The organism is Pseudarthrobacter sp. TRD_SC_9 (genome assembly GCF_055361265.1).
In genome coordinates, this window is the sequence record NZ_CM143956.1 from 275285 (window position 1) to 297257 (window position 21973).

Genomic DNA, 21973 nt, shown 5'->3' on the forward strand with positions numbered 1-21973 from the left:
ATTCCATAAACGACAAGGAATCCGCCCAGGTTGTTCCTCACTTCGAGCCCCTGCTGAGGAAGGTGAAGAAATATTGGGGTGCCGACCGCCGCGGCAAGCGCTTTCCCCGAGGTAGCTGGCAGGATGTACCCATGCGCATTCTTATTGCCCCGGACAAATTCAAGGGCTCGCTTACCGCTGCCGAAGCTGCCAGTGCCATCGCCGAGGGTGCCCTGCGGGTGTACCCGGATGCCGTTGCCACCCAGTTCCCGATTGCCGACGGCGGCGAAGGAACATTGGAGGCGGCCGTCGCAGCCGGCTACGAAGAGCGGCTGAACGCGGTGGTCGGCCCGGTGCTGGCGCCGGTCGGAGCAGCCTGGGCACTCCGGAAAAACGACGCCGGTACTGCCACGGCCGGCACCACCGCCGTCATCGAAACCGCGCAGGCCTCCGGGCTGGCGCACGTTGAACCCACCCGCGAAAACGCGCTCCGCGCGCACAGTTACGGCTGCGGCCAGCTCATTGCGGCGGCACTGGATGCCGGTGCCACCGAAATTGTGCTGGGACTCGGTGGTTCGGCTATGACCGACGGCGGCAGCGGTGCCCTCCGTGCGCTCGGCCTGAAACCGCTCGATGCCGCCGGCAATGTGGTGCCGCTGGGCGGCGGCTTCCTTGCCGACGTCGTGAGCCTCGACGTCTCCGGACTGGATCCGCGCCTTGCCGCCGTTACTTTCCGGATTGCGGTGGACGTCCGGAATCCGCTGTACGGTCCGGATGGCGCGGCACATGTGTTCGGACCGCAAAAGGGAGCCGACGAGGACGCCGTTGAACAGCTCGACGCCGGCCTGCGCAACTGGGCATCGGTGCTGCGCGAAGCAACCGGCCGGGACGTTAACATCCCGGGAGCCGGCGCGGCAGGCGGATTCCCGGCGTCTTTCCTTGCCTTCACCAATGCCCGGCTGGAAGGCGGCTTTGCACTGGTGGCCGGCCTTACGGGGCTGGCGGAGCAGCTGGAGCAGGCCGATCTGGTGATCACCGGCGAAGGATCCATGGATTCGCAGTCCCTGACCGGGAAGGCCCCCATTGCCCTGGCGCATGCCGCCCGTGAACGCGGGATTCCGGTGATAGTGGTGGCGGGCCGGATCCTGGTGACGCTGGAGGAGCTGGCCGGCCACGGGATCGAGGCCGCCGCGCAACTGCTCGACATCGCGGCAAGCCCGGATGACGCCGTCGCAAATGCTGCCGGTTACCTCACCCGGGCGACCACCCAGGTCCTCGAAGGAGCCTGACACGCGGCACGGGGCGTCTTAGGCGCCGGTTTCCGAATGCGGCTCGTCCACGGGTTTAGACTCGGGCGAGCCCTTTTCGCGCAGGTACACCGAGGCGCCCACCAGCACCGCAACGGCCAGAAATTCGCTCTGCCAGTTCTGGAATGATTCGAACCAGAAACGGCTGGTGCCCGCGTACTGCAGCGCCGTGACGGTCTCCCCGCCATGCACCTGCTGCTCCTCGTTGTAGGCATCCGCGCCGCCGATCGCGTGCAGCACTATGGAAGCGAAGAACAGGCTGAACAGCAGGATGGACAGGGAGTGCTCGTAAACCTTCAACACCGGCCCGCCCTTCTTGACCGGGCCCGGAATGTCTTCCTTGGCGAACGTATCCCGCCGATCCGCGTCCTGGTCGGCCTCGGGACCAATGGGTTTGGACTCCGAGGAACCCTTCTGGAACAGGAAAATGTGAGCACCACGTACATGCCCATCTAGAGGAATTCCGACTCCCAGTTTTCAAAGGTCGCCTCGATGAATTCACCCGTACCCATAAAGCCGAGAACGGAGACGGCGGGCTGGCCGTGTGCTGACTGCTCCTCGTTGTGGTTCGCGGCACCTGTCAGGATCATTCCGCCAGAAATCCTGCGAACAGCCCGAGGTTAACCAGCAGCGGGCCGTGTTCCTTAACCCACTTACTCATCTTCAGTCCCTCCCCGGTGTGTTGGTGAACCATCGATGGTGGTCACGGCGCCCCTGCTCAGTCTGCTGGGCACATAAACCATCATGACCAGCAGTACGGCCAGCAGGACTCCTCCGGCGATCAGTCCGGCCGTCCGCCCGGCAACAACGTCAAAGACCAGCGCTGCCGTCCCCGTGCTCAACAAGCCGACGCCGGCGAGCGCTACCTTGGTGAGGATGTTCGCGCTGGTCACCAGCTTTTCCTTGAGCCGCTTGCGGAACAGCCGTCGGTGGATGCTGACCGGGACCAGGATGCATGCCGTGGTCAGCGAGGCGATCACTACGTTGGTGAGGTAGAGCCGGATCTGGAAGTCGTCCAGGGTGGTGAACCGTTCCTGGAAGGGGAGGGTCAGCAACAGGCCGGCGAGGATCTGGACGCCTGTTTGGAGTACGCGCAGTTCCTGAAGGAGTTCGCCCCAGTTACGGTCCATCCGTTCTTCGCGCGTCTCGTTCCGGCCACTCTCCGCGTTTGCCTGCAGGTTCGACATCACCGCTCCTTCGCAGCCCGTTGTGAAATTTCAGCCCGTCCCCGGTGCTCCAAACCTAGGCCGATGCCGCAGCGCTTTCAATGATTTGGTAAGTTTACTGACTAAATTGGTGGAAAGCATGGACGCGCGCCGAGGGCTGCGTTAGCGTCGAGGGGAATGGCGATTGATGTGAACGGTACAGGAGGAAATATGAGCGAGAACCAGCAGCACGAGCCCGAAGAGGAAGTCGGCGGCTACGGCACTCCCACCGCAGAGCAGGAGGCGGGCGGCCAGCAATTTGCCCAGCCACGCGAAGAAGAAGACTTTGACGCCGCAGGCCTGAACCAGGACACGTCCGACGGCGAACGGTACCCCACTGCCGCGCCGACCCTGAGCCATTTTGATCCGGAGGAACAGGACAGCTCGGGTGAACCGGGAGCCGGCCGCTTTGGCGGGACCGATGATCAAAGCCACGCGGAAATGGAAGCGGGAGAGCCCGGCTTCGAGCCGGTGCAGCAGGAATCTGCGGCGGACCAGGCAACAGGCCGGCAGGGATTTGGTGATGCAGGGGTGGAAGCGGGGGAACCCGAGGACAGTGGAGAAGACGTTGAGGATGAGGACGTCATCCGGCCGTCCTCCGATGCTGAAATGGACGAAGGCAACACCGAGGAACGCCCGCCAGGGGTTCCCTTCACATCGGAGCCGACGGAGGAAACGGCGGAATAGCCGCCGGCACGGAGCTGGGCCTCACATAAGAACTGATCACTGGGAAGTATCAGCGTGCACCACAGTCATCGCTGACATCCCACTACTCCCGTCATGGGATGTCAGCGATGATCGCAGCCAATGCCCGGTACCGGGGTGGTTAGCAAGTACTGCGGTACTCGCTGATTTGCAGGCTTAAGGCAGGCGGAGGGCAAATGAACTGCTCGTAGCGCAGGTCGTCGTCGATAAAACGCTTCAGCCACGAGATGCTGTGCTTCGCGATGGTGGTGTTAGAGCTGTTGGGGGCGAAATGGCTGGCGCCGCGCAGTTCCAGATATGCCTTCTCGGGCGCTGCCGAGAGTGACTCGTAGAACGGCTCGGAGTGCAATCTGACGGGTGCGGTCTGATCGTCCTCCGCGCCGATGATCAACGTCGGCGTCACCACTTCTGGCCAGGTCTTGTCGGAGTTGTACGGAGCGAGCGGGATCACTGCCTGCAGGCTGGGGTCGTCTTTTGCGGCCTCAAGTGACCCGCCACCTCCCATGGAGTGACCCATAACGCCCAAACGCGTCGGGTCTATCCGGTTACGGACCGAACTGCTGGTGGTGAGGTAGCTCAGGGCGGCCCGAAGTTGATCACCGCGCGAACTCGGTTGGTCGGAGGTGGAAATGGTGTCGATGGTAAACACAACAAAGCCCTGCGACGCGAGGCGCGGCCCCAGCCAGGAAATACTGGACTGGCGTGCGGTGTATCCCGGCGAGATCGCGACTGCCCCGAAGGTGCCCGCGCTGGTGGTCGTGGGGTAATAGATGGTGCCGCCTCCAAACCCGCTCACGGCATAGCGGGAGACCGTGGTCTCAGCAATTGCAAACGACCCGCGGGTGGCTTCGATGCTCGCCGTGGTGGGCGCCGGACCGCGCTCGTAGGGATTCGTCGCAGCATGGGCGGGTACCTGGATGCCAAAGACGGTCGCTGCGATAACCATCGCAATCGCCATAAGTCTCGCGTGATGCCTACCCGTGTTTTTCAACATTCACTGTCCTTAAGAGAATCGGGCTCGTGCCTGTATTCGTCCGCACGTGGGCTCGCGAAGGGGCGGCGATGCCAGCTTTTGATTGGTCAATGTGCACGCTACAGATGCTCTACCAACTGGTCAAGCTATTTTTGAGGAAAGAACCCCATCTGTCATCTTGGGTGGGTGAGGTCTAGTGTCATCTTGGTGAAGGAATCAATCGATGGCCGGCGGTTGCGATATGCACACCGCCGCGCGGAGCTGTTGAGCGCGGCTACCGAGCACGCTCTCGAGTTTGGACTGAGCGACCTTACTTTGCGCAAGATCGCAGATGCTGTCGGGGTGAGCCACGCAACGCTCGTCCACCATTTTGAGTCCCGTGACAAACTCATCGCCGAGATCGTGGAGCGGGTGCTCACGGAGTCTTTTTCGTCTCCGGACCTTGTCGTTGGCAATGAGCACCCGCTCCGCGCTATGTGGCACCGTGCGCTGGCTCCTGAGGGGCGGCGGCACGTGCGCCTTTTCATCGCCATCACTGGTAGTAGCCTGTACGGATCACCCCTATACGCGGGCGCCGTGGAGCGTTCCATCCGGAGGCGTACGGAGCTCATTGCCAGCGCCATCGAAAGCACGGGCCGCTCGAAATCTGAGTCAATGACCTCGGCTACTATCATCCTCGCCGTGATGCGAGGGCTGATGACTGACCTGCTTGTTACGGGTGACCAAGAACGGGTGACTGCAGCCTTTGAGGCGTTTTTGGATTCCGAAGCGTCGTCTGTCCGCTAGCGGTCGACTCCAGAGTGTTCCGGAAAAGTTCTTGACCTGGGTCCCTTACAGCCCGCACCTACCGGACGAGGCAGGGCCGTTTGGGGTCGAAGGACCAGCCGTCGATGTAGTACTGCATGCCGATGCTGTCGTCGCGGGCGTCGAGGCCGTGAGCCAGGTACAGCTGGTGTGCCTTGTCCAGGGCTTCGCGGTCCAGTTCGATTCCAAGGCCGGCGGCGGTCGGGACTTTGATGGCGCCGTCGTTGATCTGCAGTGGTTGCTTGGTGAGGCCTTGGCCGTCCTGCCATATCCAGTGCGTGTCCAGGGCGGTAATTTCACCGGGTGCTGCGGCGCCGGTGTGGGTGAACATGGCCAGGGAAATGTCGAAGTGGTTGTTGGAGTGGGATCCCCAGGTGAGGCCGAATTCGTGGCACATCTGGGCCACGCGCACCGAGCCGTGCATGGTCCAGAAGTGGGGGTCGGCCAGCGGGATGTCCACCGCGTTGCTGCGGATGGCGTGGGACATTTCCCGCCAGTCTGTGGCGATCATATTGGTTGCCGTCTTGAGGCCGGTGGCGCGGCGGAATTCGGCCATGACTTCACGGCCGGAGAACGCGCCTTCGGCCCCGCAGGGGTCCTCGGCGTAAGCCACGACGCCCTGCATCCGGTTGCCCAGCCGGATGGCTTCTTCCAGGAGCCAGCCGCCGTTGGGATCGAGCGTGACGCGGGCTTCGGGGAAGCGCTTGGCCAGAGCCGTCACCACATCGACTTCGTCGTCGCCGGACAGCACGCCCCCTTTGAGTTTGAAGTCGCTGAAGCCGTAGCGTTCCTGGGCTGCTTCTGCCAGGGCGACGACGGCCTCCGGCGTCATGGCTTCTTGGCGGCGGAGCTTCTCCCACCGGTCGGCCGGCGCGTCCTCCACCAGGTAGGGAAGGTCGGTACGGGCATGGTCACCGATGAAGAACAGGTAGCCGAGCATCGATACGGAGGTGCGCTGCTGCCCGTCGCCGAGCAGTTCCGCGACCGGGACGCCGAGGAACTGGCCGTGCAGGTCAAGCAGGGCGGACTCGACGGCGGTGACGGCGTGGACGGTGGTGCGCAGGTCGAAGGTCTGCAGGCCGCGGCCACCGGCGTCCCGGTCAGCGAACGTTGCTGCCACTTCGCGCAGGAGCGAGCGGTAGCGGGCCACCGGCTTGCCTGCAATCAGGTGTCCGGCTTCTTCGATGGTGGTGCGGATTTTTTCTCCGCCGGGAACTTCACCCAGTCCGGTTCGGCCGTGCGAATCGGTGATGATGACGACGTTGCGGGTGAAGAAGGGGCCGTGTGCGCCGCTGAGGTTCATCAGCATGCTGTCGTGGCCTGCTACCGGGACTACTTCGACCCCGGCGATGGTTGGCTGGTTGCTCATGCGCTGACCTGTGCTTTATCTTCTGCCAGGACTACGGCACCGTCGATGAGGCGGTTGACCTTCCAGGGGTTCGCGTCTTGCAGGGGAACCGGGAGGAGTTCCTGGGGGAGGTTCTGGTAGGCGACGGGGCGCAGGAAGCGGTTGATGGCGAGGGTTCCGACGGAGGTGGTGCGGGAGTCGGAGGTGGCGGGGAATGGGCCGCCGTGGATCATGGCGTGGCCGACTTCGACGCCGGTGGGCCAGCCGTTGATGATGATGCGGCCCACTTTCTGCTCCAGTGCCGGGATGAGGGGCGCTGCGGTGGGGTAGTCCGATTCGGTGAGGTGCAGTGAAGCTGTGAGTTGGCCTTCCAACCCGTTGATGGCCTGGAGCAGGTCCTCTGACGTGTCGTAGCGGATCACCAGGGACGCGGCGCCGAAGATTTCCTCGTGCAGGACGTGGTTGGTGACGAAGTCGTGGACCTGGGTTCCGAAGATTGCGGGGGCCGGCGCGTTTTGTGTTGCACCCTCCTGCCCCTTGCCGATGAGGTCGACGCCTTTTGCCTTGCCGAGGGCTTCGGTGCCGGCGTTCCAGGATCCGGCGATGCCTTCGGTGAGCATGGTCTGCCCTGGGATCGCTGATACTGCGCGGGCGACGGCGGCTGCAAGTTTGTCGCCTGCCTCGCCGGCGGGGGCGAAGAGCAGGCCGGGGGAGGTGCAGAGCTGGCCGGAACTGGCAGTCACGGAGGTGATGTACTGCTGTGCCAGCGCGTCGATCTGTTCGGCGGAGCCGTTCAGCGCACCTTCAAAGACAAAGACCGGGTTCAGCGAAGACATCTCCGCGTAGACGGGGATGGGCTCGCGGCGGGCAGCGGCCGTCTTCATCAGGGCGATGCCGGCTGTCTGCGACCCGGTGAAGCCGACGGCTTTAATGGCGGGGTCCGCGACCAGAGCCTGGCCGATGCTGGCGCCGGGGCCGTAGACCAGGGAGAAGACGCCGGGGTGGAGGTTGAAGTCCTGGACGGCTTTGACGATGGCGTGGCCGACGAGTTCGCCGGTTCCGGGGTGGGCATTATGTGCTTTGAAAACCACCGGGCAGCCGGCAGCCAGGGCGGAGGCAGTGTCTCCGCCCGCCGTCGAAAAAGCGAACGGGAAGTTGCTGGCACCAAAGACGGCAACGGGTCCCAGCGGAATCTGGCGCTGGCGGATATCCGCGCGGGGCAGGGGCGTACGTTCGGGCAGCGCCGGGTCAATGCGGACCCCACGGAAGTCGCCCTTGCGGACGACCGTTGCGAAGAGACGCAACTGGCCGGTGGTCCGCGCCCTTTCGCCCTGCAGCCGGGCGGTGGGCAAGCCTGTTTCCTGGCTGGCCCGGGTGATCAACTCCTCACCGATGGCCTCGATGTTATCCGCGATGGCGTCGAGGAACCCTGCATGGGTTTCCGGTTCCAGCGTGCTGAAGGAGGGGTAGGCCTCGGCCGCTGCGGCGGTCGCTGTGCGGAGCTGCTCTTCAGTGATGAGCGAGTAGGGCGGATCCAGCTGTTCGTTGGTAGCCGGGTTGAAGCCGAAGGCTTTTTTCGCGTCGCCGACGACGGTCTGTCCGGCAATCAGGGAGTGTCCGGTAAGAGTCATGAAGGGTTCCTCCTGTGAAACGGTGATCGGAATCAGGAAACGCGGGCGATCAGGGCCTTGAGGTCCGCGAGGTCCTGCTCTGCGAGGTTCTGCAGCGGCGGACGGACGGGGCCGGCGGACCGGCCGATGGCATCCAGCCCGCCCTTGACGATGGAGACCGAGTAGCCCTTCACGCGGTCACGGATGTCCAGGTATGGGATCACGAAGTCGTTGAGCTTTTTGTTGACGGCCACACGGTCGTTGTTGCGCACGTCCTGGTAGAAGTCCAGTGCGAACTGCGGGACGAAGTTGTACATAGCGCTGGAGTAGGTGCTCATGCCCAGCTGCAGCAGCGGCAGTGCGAAGGTCTCGGCAGTGGGGAGGCCGCCCAGGTAGAAGAGCCGGTCACCAAGCTTGGCATAGACGCGGGCGTCGTGCTCAAGGTCGCCCACACCGTCCTTGAAGCCGATGAGGTTTTCGTGCCGGTCCGCCAGGGTGGCAACGGTGGTGTCCTTGTAGATTGCGTTGGCGCGGTTGTAGATGATGACGCCCAGGGAAGTCGCGCGGCAAACTGCACTGACGTGCTCAATCAAGCCGGCCTGGTCTGCCTCCGTGAGGTACGGGGGCAGCAGGAGGATGCCTTCGGCACCGGCAGCTTCGGCCGCCCTGGCATTCTCGATGGCCTGGACAGTGGATCCGCCGGCGGAGGCGAGCACAGGAACCTGCCCACCTACTTCCTCCACGGCAGTGCGGACCACGCGCTCGGACTCGGCCGCTGAAAGGGAGAAGCCCTCACCGGTGCCACCGGCAGCGAACAGGCCCGCCACGGGGAAGCTCACTTGCCAGGCCAAGTGCTTGCGGTAGTTCTCCTCATCGAACTGCAGCTCTGCGTCGAACGAGGTCACGGGGAAAGACAACAAGCCTTCCTTGAGAGTGTCCGCGAGTTCCTGGGGTGAATACTTTGCCATGATTTTGTCCTCCGATTTGGCGCCAATGTTGCAGGCGTGGGGTGATCGATGATGCAGCCATATCCCAGAAGCGCGAACTGGCGTTGGGTCCGGGCGAGGCGGGTGTGTCAGACACGTGGACCGACGTCGGCCTTTACCGCTGTTACAGGGCAACCCGCTTCGAGAATGACGCGCTGGGCGGTGCTGCCGAGAAAAAGCTTTCCTACGGGGGACCGGCGCCGGACGCCGATGACGATCAGCTCGACATCCTCCTCGTAGGAGGCGTCGATCATCCAATCTGCGGCGTCTATGCCCTCGCCAGAGAGCAGTGAGGCCTGCACTCCTGTCGCGGCTGCTGCGGCCAGGGCTGCCTGTATATCCAGGTCCGTCTCTGAAGAACCAGCGGCCACTGTGGGGCCCAGGATCTGCAGGGAAGTCTGGCGCAAGGCAGCCTCTGCAATGGCGGCACTCAAGGCGGCGCGTCCCTCCTCGGTGGCTACATATCCCACGGCAATGCTCATGCCTGCACCGCTGTCAGAACGGAACCCGTGAGCACGAAAGAGCGTAGGTTCGCAAGTGCGAGATCGGCCATTGCTGCCCTCGTCTCGTGGGTCCCACTGCCCAGATGGGGCAAGAGGACCACGTTGTCCAGTGTGAGTAGATCCTCCGGTACCTTCGGCTCGTCGGCGAAGACATCCAGGCCCGCTCCCGCCAGTCGCCCGGCCAACAACGCCGCAACCAGCGCTTCCTCGTCAACCACTGAGCCGCGGGCAACATTAATCAGAAACCCTTCAGGGCCTAGGGCCTCGATGACGTCCGCATCCACCAGCCGGACCGAATCCGCACCTCCCGCAGCGGCAACAATGAGGACATCGCATCCCATGGCAAGTTCCCGGGCGGAAGAGGCATACCGGTAGCTGACTCCGTCCACCTGATTGCGGCTGTGGTAGCTGATGTCACAGTCGAAGCCTTCCAGCCTCTTCCCGATCACGCGGCCGATCCTGCCCAAGCCCAAGATTCCCACCCTCTTGCCACTTGCTTTGGTGGCCAAGGGAAAATTGCCTTTACTTAGCCAGTCACCGCGGCGAAGGAAGCGGTCCGCGGCGCTAACCCGGCGCAGCACGTCCAGGTAGAGGGCGATGGCGGTATCAGCCACGCAGTCATTGAGGACATCGGGGGTATTGCTCACAGCAATACCGCGCTCGGCGGCCTGAGCTGCGTCCGTGGTGTCATAGCCGACGCCGAAATTGATGACAGCGCGCAGGTTAGGAAGGGAGCGCATCAGGTCCGTCCCGACGCCCACTTTCCCGGACGTCACTGCGATTTCGACGGAGTGCGCGTTCAACCGCAGGAACTCCTCCCGTTCGCTCTCGGAATCGGGAAGCCTCAGCGCGCGGTAATCGCTCAGGAGCGAATCCTGGACGAGTGGCATGAGGGGCCCAACCTGCAGGACAGCGATGTTCTTCATATCTGCACACTAGGTTTCACATGGATGCAGGTCCAACACGTAAATGACATTGATCAATGCCCTAACGGTATCAATTGGCGGGAGCCCCGGAATCACGCGGAATCCGGAAGCCTTTCCACCCGCCTGCCCTTTTGGATCCACGAACAGCGGGTTCGTATGAGGGGGTTCACCGCCGCAACATCCTTGTGGGGCGGCTCACACCTCATCTAGCTTGAGTCCAGCGCCGCGCGAAAGCATCCGATGTTTTAGCACAAGAACAACCCGCTGCCGTATGTATCAATTTCGGAGGAACCCAACGATGTCTTCTTCAAAACTCCCCTTCCCAGCTGCTGTGTTCAAGTGGCCCGCCCTGGCATCCGTAGCGGTGCTGGGATTGAGTGGCTGTTCCGTCGCCAATTCCGAGGCCGGAACAGCGGCTTCCGATACTGTTCGGGTCGTCCTGGCCCAGGAACCGCCTACCCTTGAGGCCTGCGAATCCAACCTGACTTCCACCGGCGTAGTGGTGCGATCGAACGTTACTGAGCCCTTGATCGAACGCAACCCCCAGACTGGCGAGCTTGAGCCAAAGCTTGCCACCGAATGGAAGGCCACCGGTGACAACGAGTGGACGATCACCTTGCGCGAAGGTGTGACCTTTCAGGACGGCACTCCGTTCAACGCTGAGGCCGCCGCCTTCACCATCGAAAGGGCAGTCAACTCAAAGCTCGGCTGCAACGTGGAGGGCTACGTTTTTGGAGATGCCGACCTTGTGGTGAAGGTGGCTGATGCAACGTCCCTGACTGTCACCTCGCCCGAACCGGATCCCATCCTCCCGCTGCGCCTTTCCTTCCTGGAAGTCGTGCCAACGTCTACCAGCACAACTGAGAAGGTCAGGGAGCCGATCGGTACCGGTCCATACAAGATTGAAAAGTGGGACGCGGGCCAGAAGATCACCTTGTCGAGTTGGGACGGTTATTGGGGAGACAAGCCGGCCTACGCCAAGGCCGAATACCAGTGGCGCTCCGAGAGCTCGGTTCGTGCGGCGATGATCACCAGCGGCGAAGCAGATCTGGCCATGAGCCTGAGCCCTGACGACAATATCGGTGACCTCGGAGTGGACTTCCCCAACAACGAGACTGTCGCGCTGCGGCTTGATGCCAATGAGGCACCGCTCAATGACATCCGAATCCGCCAGGCCATCAACTTCGCCATCGACAAGGAGGGCATTGTCAACTCCCTTTACCAGGGCAAGCACGAGGTAGCCGCCCAGCTGGTTCCGGAGGGCATTGTGGGCCACAACTCCGAGCTGAAGGGCTGGGCCTTCGATCTCGACCAAGCGAAGTCCCTCGTCGCTGAAGCCAAAGCCGATGGCGTGGACACCTCCGCACAGATCTCCCTGGTAGTCCGTAGCGCTCAGTTCCCTAAGATCACCGAACTCGGCCAGGTCCTCCAAGAGCAGCTCAGCCAGGCAGGACTGAATGTGAAGTTGAAAATGCTCGAAACGAGCCAGCACCTGACCTACCAGGTCCGTCCGTTCGCTGAGGATGAAGGCGCGGTCGCGATGATGACCCAGCATGGCAACCAGGCTGGCGACGCAGCGTTCACGGTGGACCAGTACATGTTCTCGAATGGAGCACAGAGCTACTTCGGCACCCCTGAATTTGACGCGATGATCAAGGAAGCGGACGCTGCCTCGGGTGATGACCGCAAGAGCAAGTTCGAGGAGATCTTCGCCTACCAGAACGAGAAGATCACTCAGTTTGCGCACATTTCCCACCAGACCGGCATTCTTGGCAAGTCCAAGTCCGTCAACTACTCACCCAACTCATCAACAGGTGATGAGCTGCGTGTTTCGGAAATGACGCCGGCAAACTAGCCGGGACCTCCCGGAAAGAAGGACAGCCATGCTGATCTACTTGAGAAAGCGCATTGTCTCCAGCGCCCTGCCGCTGGTGGTCGTGATTGTCGGCGTGTTCGCACTCGCCAGAATGACGGGTAACCCGGCCAGCCTGTACCTGCCGCTGAACGCCACCCAACAGATGCGTGATGACTTTACGGCACGTAATGGGCTGGACCAGCCATTGTTGGTCCAGATGGCAGATTACTTTGGTGGAGTGCTTCAGCTCGACTTCGGGCAGTCGCTGCGCACCGGGCAGGATGCGGCTGCCATGGCGCTGCGTGCCTTTCCGGCGACCCTCCAGCTGGCGGCCATTACCATGGTCCTGGCCGTGCTGCTGGCCCTGGTGGTTGGTTGTTGGGCGGCACTGAAGCCCAATGGCATCGCCGACCGGATCTCAAGTTTTGTCTCCATGGCTGCAGCTTCAATCCCGGACTTCTGGCTGGCGATCGTTGGAATCTGGGTCTTTGCCATCACCTTGGGCTGGCTTCCGACATCAGGTGTGTCGGGAGCCGGTGCCTGGGTGCTGCCCATCGCCACACTTCTTCTGCGGCCTTTCGGCGTGCTGGTTCAGATTGTTCGGGGTTCCATGGTCTCGGCACTGTCGGAGCCCTACATAAAACTTGCCCGCAGCCGCGGGGCAGGGGAGTTTCGGGTCGTGACGCACCATGCCCTGCGCAACGCGGCTGCCCCGGCCCTGACTGTTGCCGGCGACCTGACTGTGGGCCTGGTCAACGGCGCTGTCGTGGTGGAGACCATCTTTGGTTGGCCAGGCATCGGCAAACTCATGATCGATTCGATCCTGCAGCGGGACTTTGCAGTCCTGCAGGCGGCAGTGCTACTCACCGCCGTCGCGATTTTCGCCCTGAACATCCTCATCGACATGGGCTATGCCCTGCTGGATGCGCGTGTCCGGCCCGTCACTGCCAAGGCTTAGGAGCAGTTATGAAAAGTTCATTCACTGAAGACGTGCTTCCGGAGCAGAAGCCTGCAGCCGGCGCTGAGGGGAAGGACGACAATAAAGACGGAAAGCTCAGCCTCTTTCGGCTCCTGCTCAAGGATCGCTTTGCTACTGCTTCTGCCTTGGTCCTGATCCTCGTCGGCATGACCGCCCTCATCGGGCCCGCTGTGGTCGGTGATCTCGCCACCAAACAGAACCTGCTGTTCGCAAACAAGGCTCCGTTCACGCTGGCGCATGGCTGGGAGTACTTTCTGGGCAGCGATTCGCTGGGCCGCAGTATGCTTGCGCGGCTGGTGGTCGCCAGCCGGACCACCCTTTCGGTGGCATTGCCCGCTGTAGCAGTTGCGCTGCTCATAGGTTCCTTGTGGGGCGTCTGGGCCGGGTACCACCGCGGCTGGCGGGAGAACGTATCCATGCGCATCGCGGACGTCATCATGAGCTTCCCGTCGCTTCTGCTGGCCGTCGTGGTCCTCTACGTGTTCAGCCCCAGCGCCGCGAACATCGTTTTGATCCTGGCACTTACCCGCATACCCATCTACTTGCGTACTGCGCGGGCGGAGTCGTCCGAGCTGCAGAGCAGGACGTTCGTGGATGCTGCCCGTACATTCGGCGCGAAACCCAATGCGATCATCTTCCGGCACGTCATCCCTGTGGTGCTGCCCACCCTGTTGACGCTGGCCACTCTTGAGTTCTGCTACGTCATGCTTGCAGAGTCATCATTGAGCTTCCTGGGCATCGGCATCCAGCCACCGGATGTCAGCTGGGGCCTGATGGTGTCCCAGGGAAGGCAGTACCTCCAGACGGCCTGGTGGCTGTCAATCTTCCCTGGTGTCGCCATTGTGATCACCACCATTGCTGCCAATGTCCTCGCCGCCTGGCTCCGTATCGCCACGGACCCTGCCCAGCGCTGGCGGCTTGCCCTTCCCCGTAAGCGGCTCATTGCCCGCATTCCAGTCAAGGAGGCACAGCCGTGAAAGCAGCTGCCGAACAAGCACCCACTGCAAGTTCCCGTACCGACGCAGGGGCAGCGCACCTGCGAACGAAAGCCCATGACGTGGTCCTCACGGTCCGCGACCTGGCGGTCGATATCCGAACCCACCGGGGGACGGTTCGTGCCGTGAACAGCGTAGGTTTTGAGGCCCGTGCCGGCGAGACGCTGGCGTTGCTTGGAGAGTCGGGCTGTGGCAAATCCATGACGGCGAAGGCGTTGGCAGGCATTATGGACCCCGTCTGCGACCTGGCCGGCGGAAAGATCGTCCTCAACGGGACAGACCTGGCTGCCCTCAGTCCCAAGCAGCGGCTAAAGTTTGCCGGCCCTGAGCTGGGCATTGTCTTCCAGGACGCCCTGACAGCTTTGAACCCGGTCTATACGGTCGGTACCCAGCTGGGCGAGGCCTTCCGGATCCACCGCGGCCTCAACGCCAAACAGGCACGGGCAGAAGCCATTGACCTGATGAAACGTGTGGGGATTCCAGAACCGGAGTCCCGGATCAATTCTTATCCCCACCAGTTTTCCGGTGGCATGCGCCAGCGAATCCTCATTGCAATGGCGGTAGCGCTCAACCCCCGTCTTTTGATCGCCGATGAGCCCACCACTGCCCTGGACGTCACCGTTCAGGCCCAGATAATGCAGCTCCTGAGGACGCTCCGTGAGGAGGGCCAGATGGCTGTCATCCTCATCACCCATGACCTTGCGGTGGTGGCCGAGGAGGCAGATTCTGTGGCTGTAATGTACGCAGGAAACGTCGTGGAAAGCGGGCCGGTGGCGGAAGTGTTCGCGGATCCCCGCCACCCCTACACCAAAGGGCTCCTTGAATCGGTGCCCGTGCATTTGGAACGTGGCGCCCAGCTGAAGTCCATTCCGGGCAGCCCGCCCGAACTTCACGACATTCCCGCCGGCTGCGTGTACCAGTCCCGCTGCCCCATGGCGCGGGAAATTTGCAGGGCTGAGCGGCCAGTGCTGCGTCCAGTCGTTGGACTGGGCAAGGGCGCATCCAAGACCAGCATTCCCGCGAGTGTTCCTCCCGGGAGTGACGGGCGGCCCACTCGGGCCGCCGCCTGCCATTTCAGCGAGGAGATCACCAATGTCTGAGCCGCTCCTGAAGATCGACGGCCTCTCCAAAACCTTCCACGTGGCCAGAAGTGCCAGCGGTAACACGAGGCTTAAAGCGCTGGACGGCATCAGCCTCACGGTGGGCCGGGGTGAAACCCTCGGGTTGGTGGGCGAATCCGGCTGCGGCAAATCCACCCTCGCGCGCACACTGATGATGCTGGAAACGCCCGACGACGGCACTGTCACCTTTGAGGGGACAAACCCGTTCGGGCTTCGCGGCAAGGAACTGTTGAACTGGCGGCGGCGGGTGCAGATGGTCTTCCAGGATCCTTTCGCCTCCCTCAACGCCCGCATGAACGCAGGCGACATCATTGCTGAGCCCTGGGCCACCCACCGCAGCCTTTATCCGACGTCCCGGGAACGGGAAGCCCGTGTCCGCGAACTGCTGCACATGGTGGGACTACGCCCATCCGACGCCCGAAAGTCACCGCAGGAGTTCTCCGGCGGTCAACGCCAGCGGATCGGCATAGCACGGGCCCTGGCACTGAATCCGGATGTGATCATCCTCGATGAACCCGTTTCCGCCTTGGACCTTTCGGTCCAGGCGCAGGTGCTCAACCTGCTCAACGAGCTGCAAAGGGAGCTGAATGTTTCCTACATTTTTATCTCTCACGATCTGACAGTGGTACGGCATGTGGCGGACAGGGTGGCTGTGATGTACCTGGGCAGGATCATCGAGACAGGGGAGACTGAGGAGGTCTTTGACCATCCCCGCCACCCATACACAGCAGCCCTGATGTCAGCGTCGCCCAAACTCGATGTCAGCGGGGTAAGGCGGGACAGGATCGTCCTCAAAGGCGAACTCCCCTCACCGCTGGACCCGCCATCCGGCTGCCGCTTCCGCACCCGGTGCTGGCAGGCCCAGGACATCTGCGCCACCATCGCGCCGGAACCACACGTCGTCACAGCCTCTGACGGCAGGCGGCACGGCGCCGAATGCCACTTTCCGCTCAGTTCGATCAAGGGCCTTACCGGCGCCACTGCCACGGCCTTGTGACGGGCAGCGAGTATGCGGTCATTGCGGGCGTGATCTTCCTGGCCGCGTGCCTGCAGGCGTCCAGCGGCTTCGGCATGGGAATGCTCGCCGCGCCGGTGATCGCCATGGTGAAACCGGAAATGCTGCCCGCTACGTTGATACTCCTTGCCTTGCTCGTGACCGTTCTTGTAACGGTGCGGGAGCGTCAAAGTCTTGACCTGCGCGGCACGGGCTGGGCGTTGGCAGGCCGGATTCCGGGCAGCTTCCTCGGCGCCTGGCTGGTGGCTGCGGTCTCCAAAGAGGGGCTCGCCTGGGTGGTTGTCGTTGTTGTACTGACGGGCCTGCTGCTGGCCCGCCTCGGCTGGGCGCCCCGGCCTGTGCCGTTGAACCTCGTGGTTGCGGGGGCGGCTTCGGGCATCATGGGGACGGCCACTTCAATTGGCGGCCCACCTATGGCCCTGATGTGGCAGCGGCACAACGGCCCCAAGTTGAGGGGAACCATGAGCGCCTTCTTTATGGTCGGCTCATTCATTTCAATGGTGATGCTTTGGATAGCCGGAGCGGTAACAGCAGAGCTACTGGTACTTGCCCTGTCGATGGTCCCGGCCGTTCTGGCCGGCTACGTCGCTTCCCGTTATGCCAACCGGTACCTTACGGCAGGACGGCTGAAGGCGCTTGCCCTCGCGGCCTCGGCGCTGGGTAGTGCTTTGCTGATTATTCAGCTGACTATATTTTCCTGATCGGAACCCGGGCGGCCCACTACATTCATCAGCTTCATGCCCCGGGCAAGCCGGGCCACGTTGGCGGCGATATCGGCTGCCCGGCGTTCGAAGGTCACCCGGGCATGGCCCGAGTGATGTGGGGTAAGGACGGTGTTTTGGAGTGAAGCAAACGGCAGAACGGATGATGGGGCCGCATCACCTTCTGGAGAGCCCCACCAGACGTCGATACCAGCACCGGCAATCCGCTGCTCCTTTAAAGCGCTGAACAGGGCAAACTGATCGACTACCGGGCCGCGGGCTACGTTGATCAGCAGTGCAGTGGTCTTCATCGCTGACAGTTCTGCTGTCCCGATCATCCCTTCCGTCCCTGCAGTCAGCGGGACCGTCACCACAACGACGTCGGACGTTGACAGCAGGTGGTGGAGTTCGCTTTCCCCCCCGATCCAGTCCAGGTGTAATCCGGCAGGGAGAGGCGCCAGGGGATTTCGCCGTACGGCCTGCACCTTCATCCCCAGCGCTCCCGCCACCCGGGCAGTCTCCGCCCCGATAGTGCCCAGGCCCACCAGTCCCATTGTCAGGTCCGTGAGGACGGGATGGAAAGGTACATCGGCAGCGGTGGCGATGGTGCGCCACTGCCCGCGCCGTACCGCGCTGTCAGCTGTGGCCACGTTCCGTGACAGCATCAGGGTGACCATGAGGACATGCTCCGCAATGGGCCGGGCGTGGTGAAAGGTATTCGCAACCTCAGTTTCCGGCGCGAGGCCCTGCAGGCAGATCTTGTCGTAGCCTGCCCCGGTAACGTGGACCAGGCGGGCTTTGGACGCAGCCTCGGCTTCCACAGCGCTGAGGGAAGAGCAAACGACGACGTCGGCGGCCGCCAGCGCTTCCAGCCGGCGCCGGGCAGTCCAGTCCGCGGCCATCTCCCAGTGGTGCGTGCCGCCGTCGGTCCGCAGATTCTCTTCAAACCGGCTGATGATAGCGTCCGTGACAACGATCCTGAGTGATTCCGCGTCACGGTCATCAGCCGGGGGCGCCGCTACCACCGGGGACTCTGCAACTCGTAGGACGGGTGCACCCGTTTCATGTAGCCGGTGTCATCGCGCTCCCGAACGCCGCAGTCCAGATACTGGCGGTGCAGGCGCTCCAGGGCATCGTGGTCCACCTCGACGCCGAGGCCCGGGCCGGCAGGCACTCCAACGGAGCCGTCCTTAATGGAGAGCGTACCGGCGAAGATCACGTCCTCAGTGGGATCCTTCCATGGCCAATGGGTGTCACACGCGTAGGCCAGGTTCGGGGTGGCTGATGCGAGATGAACCATTGCGGCAAGGCTGATCCCCAGGTGGGAATTTGAGTGCATGGAAAGCCCCAGGCCAAATGTTTCGGCGACGCCTGCAAGTAACTGGCTCCTCCGCAGGCCACCCCAGAAATGGTGATCTGAGAGGATGACATCCACAGCGCCGGCCTCCAGGGCAGGGGCCACGTCTGCGAAGCTGACGATGCACATGTTGGTTGCCAGCGGCATCCCTACTGCCCGGCGCACAGCCGCCATGCCTTCGATGCCGGGAGTGGGATCCTCGAGATACTCCAAGACCCCATCCAACTCCTTTCCCACCCGGATGGATGTCTCCACGGTCCAGGCTGCGTTCGGATCAATCCGCAGCGGCATAGCGGGGAATTCGTTCCGTAGGGCTTGAATGGCTGCTATTTCCTGTTCCGGCGGGAAAACACCGGCCTTCAGTTTCAGCGCCGTAAAACCGTAGCGGTCCACCATGGTACGGGCCTGCCGCACGATACCTTCCGGGTCCAACGCTTCACCCCAGGAGTCATCCTCCTGCCCCGGGTGCCCGGCCCACTTGTAGAACAGATAACCGCTAAACGGCACTGCGTCACGGATTGCTCCGCCCAGGAGATCGCTGACGGGTCTGCCCAAGAGTTTGCCTTGGACGTCCAGGGCTGCAACGTCAAAGGCGGACAGGACGCGGTCGACGGTGCTTGAGCCGGTGACCATTCCGCTCATGCCGTGACCGCCCTGGGTTACGTCCTCCCGCAGCGACTCCGCAACGTGGCTTCGCAACTGGTTGATGTTGAAGATGTCCGTACCGGGCAGAGCTGCCGCGGCGAGCCTCAGCCGGCCGATATGGCCCGCGTCACCATAGGTTTCACCGAAACCTGATACCCCTGCATCCGTCCTGACTTCAATGATGGCCCGTAGGGCGAAGGGCTCGTGTACGCCCACAGTATTCAGGAGCGGTGGGTCCTTGAAGGCCACGGGGGTGATCGAAACAGCGGTGATCCTGGCCTGGTTAAGGTGGGGGGCTGGAATATCTTCATTCGTCACGGCGGTGTACTCCTGGTGGTCGGCCTTGCGGAAGTGGTCCTGATCACCGACCATAGGGGAAGCCATCCATGCACGTCCAAGCCATTTTGTGCACTCAACTATCCAGTAAAGGTATGAATGTTTTCACTACTCCAGTTGGAGGCCTTTGTGGCGGTTGCTGAGGAACTGCATTTCGGTGCCGCCGCTGAACGGCTCAACATGACGCAACCACCCTTGAGCCGCCAAATCCAGATCCTGGAGAAGAAACTCGACGCTCTGCTCTTCAGCCGGACCAGCCGCAAGGTGGAGCTCACAGCCGCCGGCGCAACGCTGCTGCCCCGGGCCAGGCAGATCCTGGACATGTGCATCAAGACAGATCTGGATGTGCGCAGGGTCTCGGCCGGCCAGGCAGGAGTCATCACCGTGGGTTACACAGCCATTGCCGGGCAAAGTGCCCTTCCGATGATGCTGCGGAAGGCGGCGGAGGGTATGCCTGGAGTGTCTTTCGTCCTTCGTGAGCTCGTTTCAACGGATCAGATGGACGGGCTCGTAAAGGGGACAGTTGATATTGGCCTGCTCCGGCCAATCGTGGCCCGGCCCGGCGTGGTGTCCAGGCCCCTGATGCAGGATCGGCTGGTGGTGGCACTGCCGGAAGGCAGTTCGATGCTCGGCAACACCGGAGTGGCCCCGGGCGAGCCCCTGCCCTTGGGGTCCCTGGACAGGCGGCCGCTGCTGATGTATTCCACCAAGGAGGCCCGCTACTTTCATGACCTCGTATTGCGGCTGTTCGCCAGCGCGGGTGCCCACGCAAATATCACGCAGTACGCAAGCCAGGTCCCGGCTCTCCTCGCATTCGTGCAGGCCGGCCTCGGTGTAACGCTGGTGCCCGCCTCCGCCATGGCCTTTGCTCCACAGGGCGTCGACTTTTATGAGATCGACGGGCGGCACGGCATCCGGGAACTGAACCGGGCAGACCTGGAGTTGGCATGGAATGAGGAGACAGCCAATCCAGCCGTGCTGAGACTGCTTGAATTGATCGAAGTGGCAACGCAGGAATCCGGTGGCCGCTAGACCGGGACCTTCTCTGCTTCTTCGCCTGACGCTGCTTTCTCCCGGTAGGACGCCTCTGCGGCCGGCAGGGCTTCCGGCGTCCGGTCACGCCTCCCCTTGCCGTACTTGAAGTGGAAGAGTACGTAGCAGGCGATGGTGAAGAGAGCGCCGAAGTACAGCGCCGGGGCCTGGGTGGGATCGAAGCCGATGCCGATCATCGAGCCAAGGCAGGCCACAAAGGCCAGGATCGGGACCAGCGGGAACAGTGGCGCCTTGTAGGGGAGGGCGGAGAGGTCCCCGCCATTGCGGACGAAGGCGCGGCGGTGGAAGAAGTGCGACGCCACAATGGACATCCACACGGCCACGGTGGCGAAACCTGCCACAGACGTGAGTATCAGGTACACGGTGGTGGGTGCCACCACGCTGCTGATCAGTGATGCCAGGCCGCCAAGGATGCTGACCACCAAAGCGAGCATGGGGATGCCGCGCTTGGTGAGCTTGCGGAACGCTTTGGGCGCGTGCCCCTCGCTGGAAAGTGAGAAGAGCATCCTCGCGCAGGAGTACAGGCCGCTGTTGCCGGCGGAGAGCAGTGCCGTGATGACGACGAAGTTCATGATGTCCGCGGCATACGGGACACCGATGGTGGCGAAAACCGTCACGAAGGGGCTCTCATCGAGTCCGGCCTGCTCGTAGGGGATGGTGGCGGCGATCACCGTGATGGCGCCGATGAAGAAGATCACCAGGCGCAGGACGGTGGTCCTCATGGCCTTGGGGATATTCTTCGCCGGATCGGTAGTCTCGCCGGCGGCCACACCGATCAGCTCGGATCCGGAGAAGGCAAAGAACACCACCAACACCGTGACCAGCACGCCGGTGAACCCGTTCGGGAAGAGCCCCTCGCTGGTGGTGAAGTTCTCAAACAGGTGGGGGTAGTTGCCCTCCGCCATCGGATGGAAGCCAAGCAGGGCAGCGCCGCCCAAAATGATCAGGCCGACGACGGCGGCGACCTTGATCATGGCGAACCAGAATTCGCTTTCGCCGAAGACGCGGGAGGAAATGGCGTTCATCCCGAACAGCACCGAGGCAAAGAGCAGGCACCAGATCCAGACGGGAACGTCCGGGAACCAGCGCTGCATCAGCAGGCCGGCGGCCGTGAATTCCGAGCCCAGTGCAACCGCCCAAGTGAGCCAGTAAAGCCACGCCGTGGTGAAGCCGGTGGCCGGGCCAATTGAACGGGCAGCGTAGATGTGGAACGCGCCCGACACGGGATAGGCGATGGCCAGCTCGCTGAGGCAGGACATGACCAGGTAAACCACGACGGCGCCGATCAGGTAGGCGATCACCGCGCCGAGCGGACCTGCCTGGGAGATCGTGTATCCGGAGCTGACGAACAGGCCCGAACCGATCACGCCACCGAGTCCGATCATCACCAGGTGGCGGGCCTCCATGGACCGCCGGAGACCCGGTTCCTGCGGATGTGCCGTGCTGCCGGTCAGGTCGGCTTCTTGCGGGGCGGCGCTCATGGATCCTCCGTGAGGTTGGTACGTCGGGCAAAATCGGGCGCAAGGAATCGGTTTGGCTGATGCCGGATTTGGCCTTCAGGGTACTCGGG

22 protein-coding genes are annotated in these 21973 nt (G+C 62.8%); 10 read left to right on the forward strand and 12 right to left on the reverse strand.

Annotated elements, in window-relative coordinates:
- Positions 1-131: 131 nt before the first annotated feature.
- A complete protein-coding gene (locus tag ACWA13_RS01260) occupies positions 132-1268 on the forward strand; it encodes a glycerate kinase (RefSeq protein WP_463936224.1) in 1137 nt (378 codons plus the stop codon).
- Between the two features lie 18 nt (positions 1269-1286).
- On the opposite strand, the gene ACWA13_RS01265 is transcribed toward ACWA13_RS01260, so the two are convergent.
- From ACWA13_RS01265 to ACWA13_RS01275, 3 genes are all read right to left on the reverse strand, one after another.
- Positions 1287-1760: a DUF6766 family protein gene (locus ACWA13_RS01265; protein WP_463937985.1), complete on the reverse strand. Its 474-nt coding sequence runs from the start codon at positions 1758-1760 to the stop codon at positions 1287-1289.
- Complete coding sequence (locus tag ACWA13_RS01270; protein WP_463936226.1) at positions 1739-1876, reverse strand: DUF6766 family protein; 138 nt, start codon at positions 1874-1876, stop codon at positions 1739-1741. Before ACWA13_RS01270 ends, ACWA13_RS01265 begins: the two co-directional genes overlap by 22 nt.
- Before the next feature lie 63 nt (positions 1877-1939).
- Positions 1940-2473: a DUF6328 family protein gene (locus ACWA13_RS01275; protein ID WP_463936228.1), complete on the reverse strand. Its 534-nt coding sequence runs from the start codon at positions 2471-2473 to the stop codon at positions 1940-1942.
- Between the two features lie 189 nt (positions 2474-2662).
- On the opposite strand from ACWA13_RS01275, the gene ACWA13_RS01280 reads away from it, so the two are divergent.
- Positions 2663-3178, forward strand: coding sequence for a hypothetical protein (locus ACWA13_RS01280; RefSeq protein ID WP_463936230.1), 516 nt, complete (start codon positions 2663-2665; stop codon positions 3176-3178).
- A 139-nt stretch (positions 3179-3317) separates the two neighbouring features.
- Here ACWA13_RS01280 and ACWA13_RS01285 read toward each other — a convergent pair whose 3' ends face one another.
- Complete coding sequence (locus ACWA13_RS01285; protein WP_463936232.1) at positions 3318-4190, reverse strand: poly(ethylene terephthalate) hydrolase family protein; 873 nt, start codon at positions 4188-4190, stop codon at positions 3318-3320.
- Between the two features lie 186 nt (positions 4191-4376).
- Here ACWA13_RS01285 and ACWA13_RS01290 point away from each other — a divergent pair, with 186 nt between their 5' ends.
- Positions 4377-4955 carry a TetR/AcrR family transcriptional regulator gene (locus ACWA13_RS01290; RefSeq protein ID WP_463936234.1) on the forward strand — a complete coding sequence of 193 codons (579 nt, stop codon included), beginning with the start codon at positions 4377-4379 and terminating at the stop codon, positions 4953-4955.
- Between the two features lie 58 nt (positions 4956-5013).
- Here ACWA13_RS01290 and ACWA13_RS01295 read toward each other — a convergent pair whose 3' ends face one another.
- The 5 genes from ACWA13_RS01295 to ACWA13_RS01315 form a co-directional block, all read right to left on the reverse strand.
- A complete protein-coding gene (locus ACWA13_RS01295; RefSeq protein ID WP_463936236.1) occupies positions 5014-6342 on the reverse strand; it encodes an enolase C-terminal domain-like protein in 1329 nt (442 codons plus the stop codon).
- Entirely contained in the window at positions 6339-7952 is a 1614-nt protein-coding gene (locus ACWA13_RS01300; RefSeq protein WP_463936238.1) for an aldehyde dehydrogenase (NADP(+)), read from the reverse strand. The genes ACWA13_RS01295 and ACWA13_RS01300 overlap by 4 nt, the downstream gene beginning before the upstream one ends.
- Positions 7953-7984: 32 nt before the next feature.
- The gene (kdgD, locus tag ACWA13_RS01305) at positions 7985-8899 is read right to left on the reverse strand and encodes a 5-dehydro-4-deoxyglucarate dehydratase (RefSeq protein ID WP_463936240.1); all 915 of its coding nucleotides are present in this window, start codon (positions 8897-8899) and stop codon (positions 7985-7987) included.
- Between the two features lie 107 nt (positions 8900-9006).
- Positions 9007-9399 carry a universal stress protein gene (locus tag ACWA13_RS01310; protein WP_463936242.1) on the reverse strand — a complete coding sequence of 131 codons (393 nt, stop codon included), beginning with the start codon at positions 9397-9399 and terminating at the stop codon, positions 9007-9009.
- Positions 9396-10346 (reverse strand): 2-hydroxyacid dehydrogenase, encoded by a 951-nt coding sequence (locus tag ACWA13_RS01315; protein WP_463936244.1) that lies wholly within the window; start codon positions 10344-10346, stop codon positions 9396-9398. The genes ACWA13_RS01310 and ACWA13_RS01315 overlap by 4 nt, the downstream gene beginning before the upstream one ends.
- Before the next feature lie 298 nt (positions 10347-10644).
- Between ACWA13_RS01315 and ACWA13_RS01320 the strand changes: the two genes are divergently transcribed.
- From ACWA13_RS01320 to ACWA13_RS01345, 6 genes are read left to right on the forward strand one after another with little or no spacing between them, the layout of a single operon-like run.
- Complete coding sequence (locus ACWA13_RS01320; protein WP_463936246.1) at positions 10645-12201, forward strand: ABC transporter substrate-binding protein; 1557 nt, start codon at positions 10645-10647, stop codon at positions 12199-12201.
- 28 nt (positions 12202-12229) lie between these two features.
- Positions 12230-13159, forward strand: coding sequence for an ABC transporter permease (locus ACWA13_RS01325; RefSeq protein WP_463936248.1), 930 nt, complete (start codon positions 12230-12232; stop codon positions 13157-13159).
- 8 nt (positions 13160-13167) lie between these two features.
- A complete protein-coding gene (locus ACWA13_RS01330) occupies positions 13168-14157 on the forward strand; it encodes an ABC transporter permease (RefSeq protein WP_463936250.1) in 990 nt (329 codons plus the stop codon).
- A complete protein-coding gene (locus ACWA13_RS01335; RefSeq protein WP_463936252.1) occupies positions 14154-15275 on the forward strand; it encodes an ABC transporter ATP-binding protein in 1122 nt (373 codons plus the stop codon). Before ACWA13_RS01330 ends, ACWA13_RS01335 begins: the two co-directional genes overlap by 4 nt.
- Entirely contained in the window at positions 15268-16293 is a 1026-nt protein-coding gene (locus ACWA13_RS01340; RefSeq protein WP_463936254.1) for an ABC transporter ATP-binding protein, read from the forward strand. The genes ACWA13_RS01335 and ACWA13_RS01340 overlap by 8 nt, the downstream gene beginning before the upstream one ends.
- A complete protein-coding gene (locus ACWA13_RS01345) occupies positions 16290-17012 on the forward strand; it encodes a sulfite exporter TauE/SafE family protein (RefSeq protein WP_463936256.1) in 723 nt (240 codons plus the stop codon). The genes ACWA13_RS01340 and ACWA13_RS01345 overlap by 4 nt, the downstream gene beginning before the upstream one ends.
- Here ACWA13_RS01345 and ACWA13_RS01350 read toward each other — a convergent pair.
- Together ACWA13_RS01350 and ACWA13_RS01355 are read right to left on the reverse strand one after the other, a co-directional pair.
- Positions 16991-18037, reverse strand: coding sequence for a 2-hydroxyacid dehydrogenase (locus tag ACWA13_RS01350; protein ID WP_463936258.1), 1047 nt, complete (start codon positions 18035-18037; stop codon positions 16991-16993). The genes ACWA13_RS01345 and ACWA13_RS01350 overlap by 22 nt on opposite strands.
- The gene (locus ACWA13_RS01355; RefSeq protein WP_463936260.1) at positions 18031-19398 is read right to left on the reverse strand and encodes a glucarate dehydratase family protein; all 1368 of its coding nucleotides are present in this window, start codon (positions 19396-19398) and stop codon (positions 18031-18033) included. The genes ACWA13_RS01350 and ACWA13_RS01355 overlap by 7 nt, the downstream gene beginning before the upstream one ends.
- 51 nt (positions 19399-19449) lie before the next feature.
- Here ACWA13_RS01355 and ACWA13_RS01360 point away from each other — a divergent pair, with 51 nt between their 5' ends.
- Positions 19450-20382 carry a LysR family transcriptional regulator gene (locus ACWA13_RS01360; protein ID WP_463936262.1) on the forward strand — a complete coding sequence of 311 codons (933 nt, stop codon included), beginning with the start codon at positions 19450-19452 and terminating at the stop codon, positions 20380-20382.
- Here ACWA13_RS01360 and ACWA13_RS01365 read toward each other — a convergent pair.
- Positions 20379-21884, reverse strand: a complete 1506-nt coding sequence (locus ACWA13_RS01365) for an amino acid permease (RefSeq protein ID WP_463936264.1) — start codon at positions 21882-21884, stop codon at positions 20379-20381. The genes ACWA13_RS01360 and ACWA13_RS01365 overlap by 4 nt on opposite strands.
- Positions 21885-21973: the final 89 nt, after the last annotated feature.

Excerpts from the sequence above, each read along its gene's own strand:
- ACWA13_RS01315 (WP_463936244.1), bottom strand. The coding sequence starts at position 10,346 with ATGAAGAACATCGCTGTCCTGCAGGTTGGGCCCCTCATGCCACTCGTC.
- ACWA13_RS01260 (WP_463936224.1), top strand. The coding sequence starts at position 132 with ATGCGCATTCTTATTGCCCCGGACAAATTCAAGGGCTCGCTTACCGCT.
- ACWA13_RS01365 (WP_463936264.1), bottom strand. The coding sequence starts at position 21,884 with ATGAGCGCCGCCCCGCAAGAAGCCGACCTGACCGGCAGCACGGCACAT.
- ACWA13_RS01340 (WP_463936254.1), top strand. The coding sequence starts at position 15,268 with ATGTCTGAGCCGCTCCTGAAGATCGACGGCCTCTCCAAAACCTTCCAC.
- ACWA13_RS01360 (WP_463936262.1), top strand. The coding sequence starts at position 19,450 with ATGTTTTCACTACTCCAGTTGGAGGCCTTTGTGGCGGTTGCTGAGGAA.
- ACWA13_RS01275 (WP_463936228.1), bottom strand. The coding sequence starts at position 2,473 with ATGTCGAACCTGCAGGCAAACGCGGAGAGTGGCCGGAACGAGACGCGC.
- ACWA13_RS01355 (WP_463936260.1), bottom strand. The coding sequence starts at position 19,398 with ATGGCTTCCCCTATGGTCGGTGATCAGGACCACTTCCGCAAGGCCGAC.
- ACWA13_RS01285 (WP_463936232.1), bottom strand. The coding sequence starts at position 4,190 with ATGTTGAAAAACACGGGTAGGCATCACGCGAGACTTATGGCGATTGCG.
- ACWA13_RS01330 (WP_463936250.1), top strand. The coding sequence starts at position 13,168 with ATGAAAAGTTCATTCACTGAAGACGTGCTTCCGGAGCAGAAGCCTGCA.
- ACWA13_RS01325 (WP_463936248.1), top strand. The coding sequence starts at position 12,230 with ATGCTGATCTACTTGAGAAAGCGCATTGTCTCCAGCGCCCTGCCGCTG.
- ACWA13_RS01310 (WP_463936242.1), bottom strand. The coding sequence starts at position 9,399 with ATGAGCATTGCCGTGGGATATGTAGCCACCGAGGAGGGACGCGCCGCC.
- ACWA13_RS01280 (WP_463936230.1), top strand. The coding sequence starts at position 2,663 with ATGAGCGAGAACCAGCAGCACGAGCCCGAAGAGGAAGTCGGCGGCTAC.
- ACWA13_RS01300 (WP_463936238.1), bottom strand. The coding sequence starts at position 7,952 with ATGACTCTTACCGGACACTCCCTGATTGCCGGACAGACCGTCGTCGGC.
- ACWA13_RS01320 (WP_463936246.1), top strand. The coding sequence starts at position 10,645 with ATGTCTTCTTCAAAACTCCCCTTCCCAGCTGCTGTGTTCAAGTGGCCC.
- ACWA13_RS01295 (WP_463936236.1), bottom strand. The coding sequence starts at position 6,342 with ATGAGCAACCAGCCAACCATCGCCGGGGTCGAAGTAGTCCCGGTAGCA.
- kdgD (WP_463936240.1), bottom strand. The coding sequence starts at position 8,899 with ATGGCAAAGTATTCACCCCAGGAACTCGCGGACACTCTCAAGGAAGGC.
- ACWA13_RS01270 (WP_463936226.1), bottom strand. The coding sequence starts at position 1,876 with ATGATCCTGACAGGTGCCGCGAACCACAACGAGGAGCAGTCAGCACAC.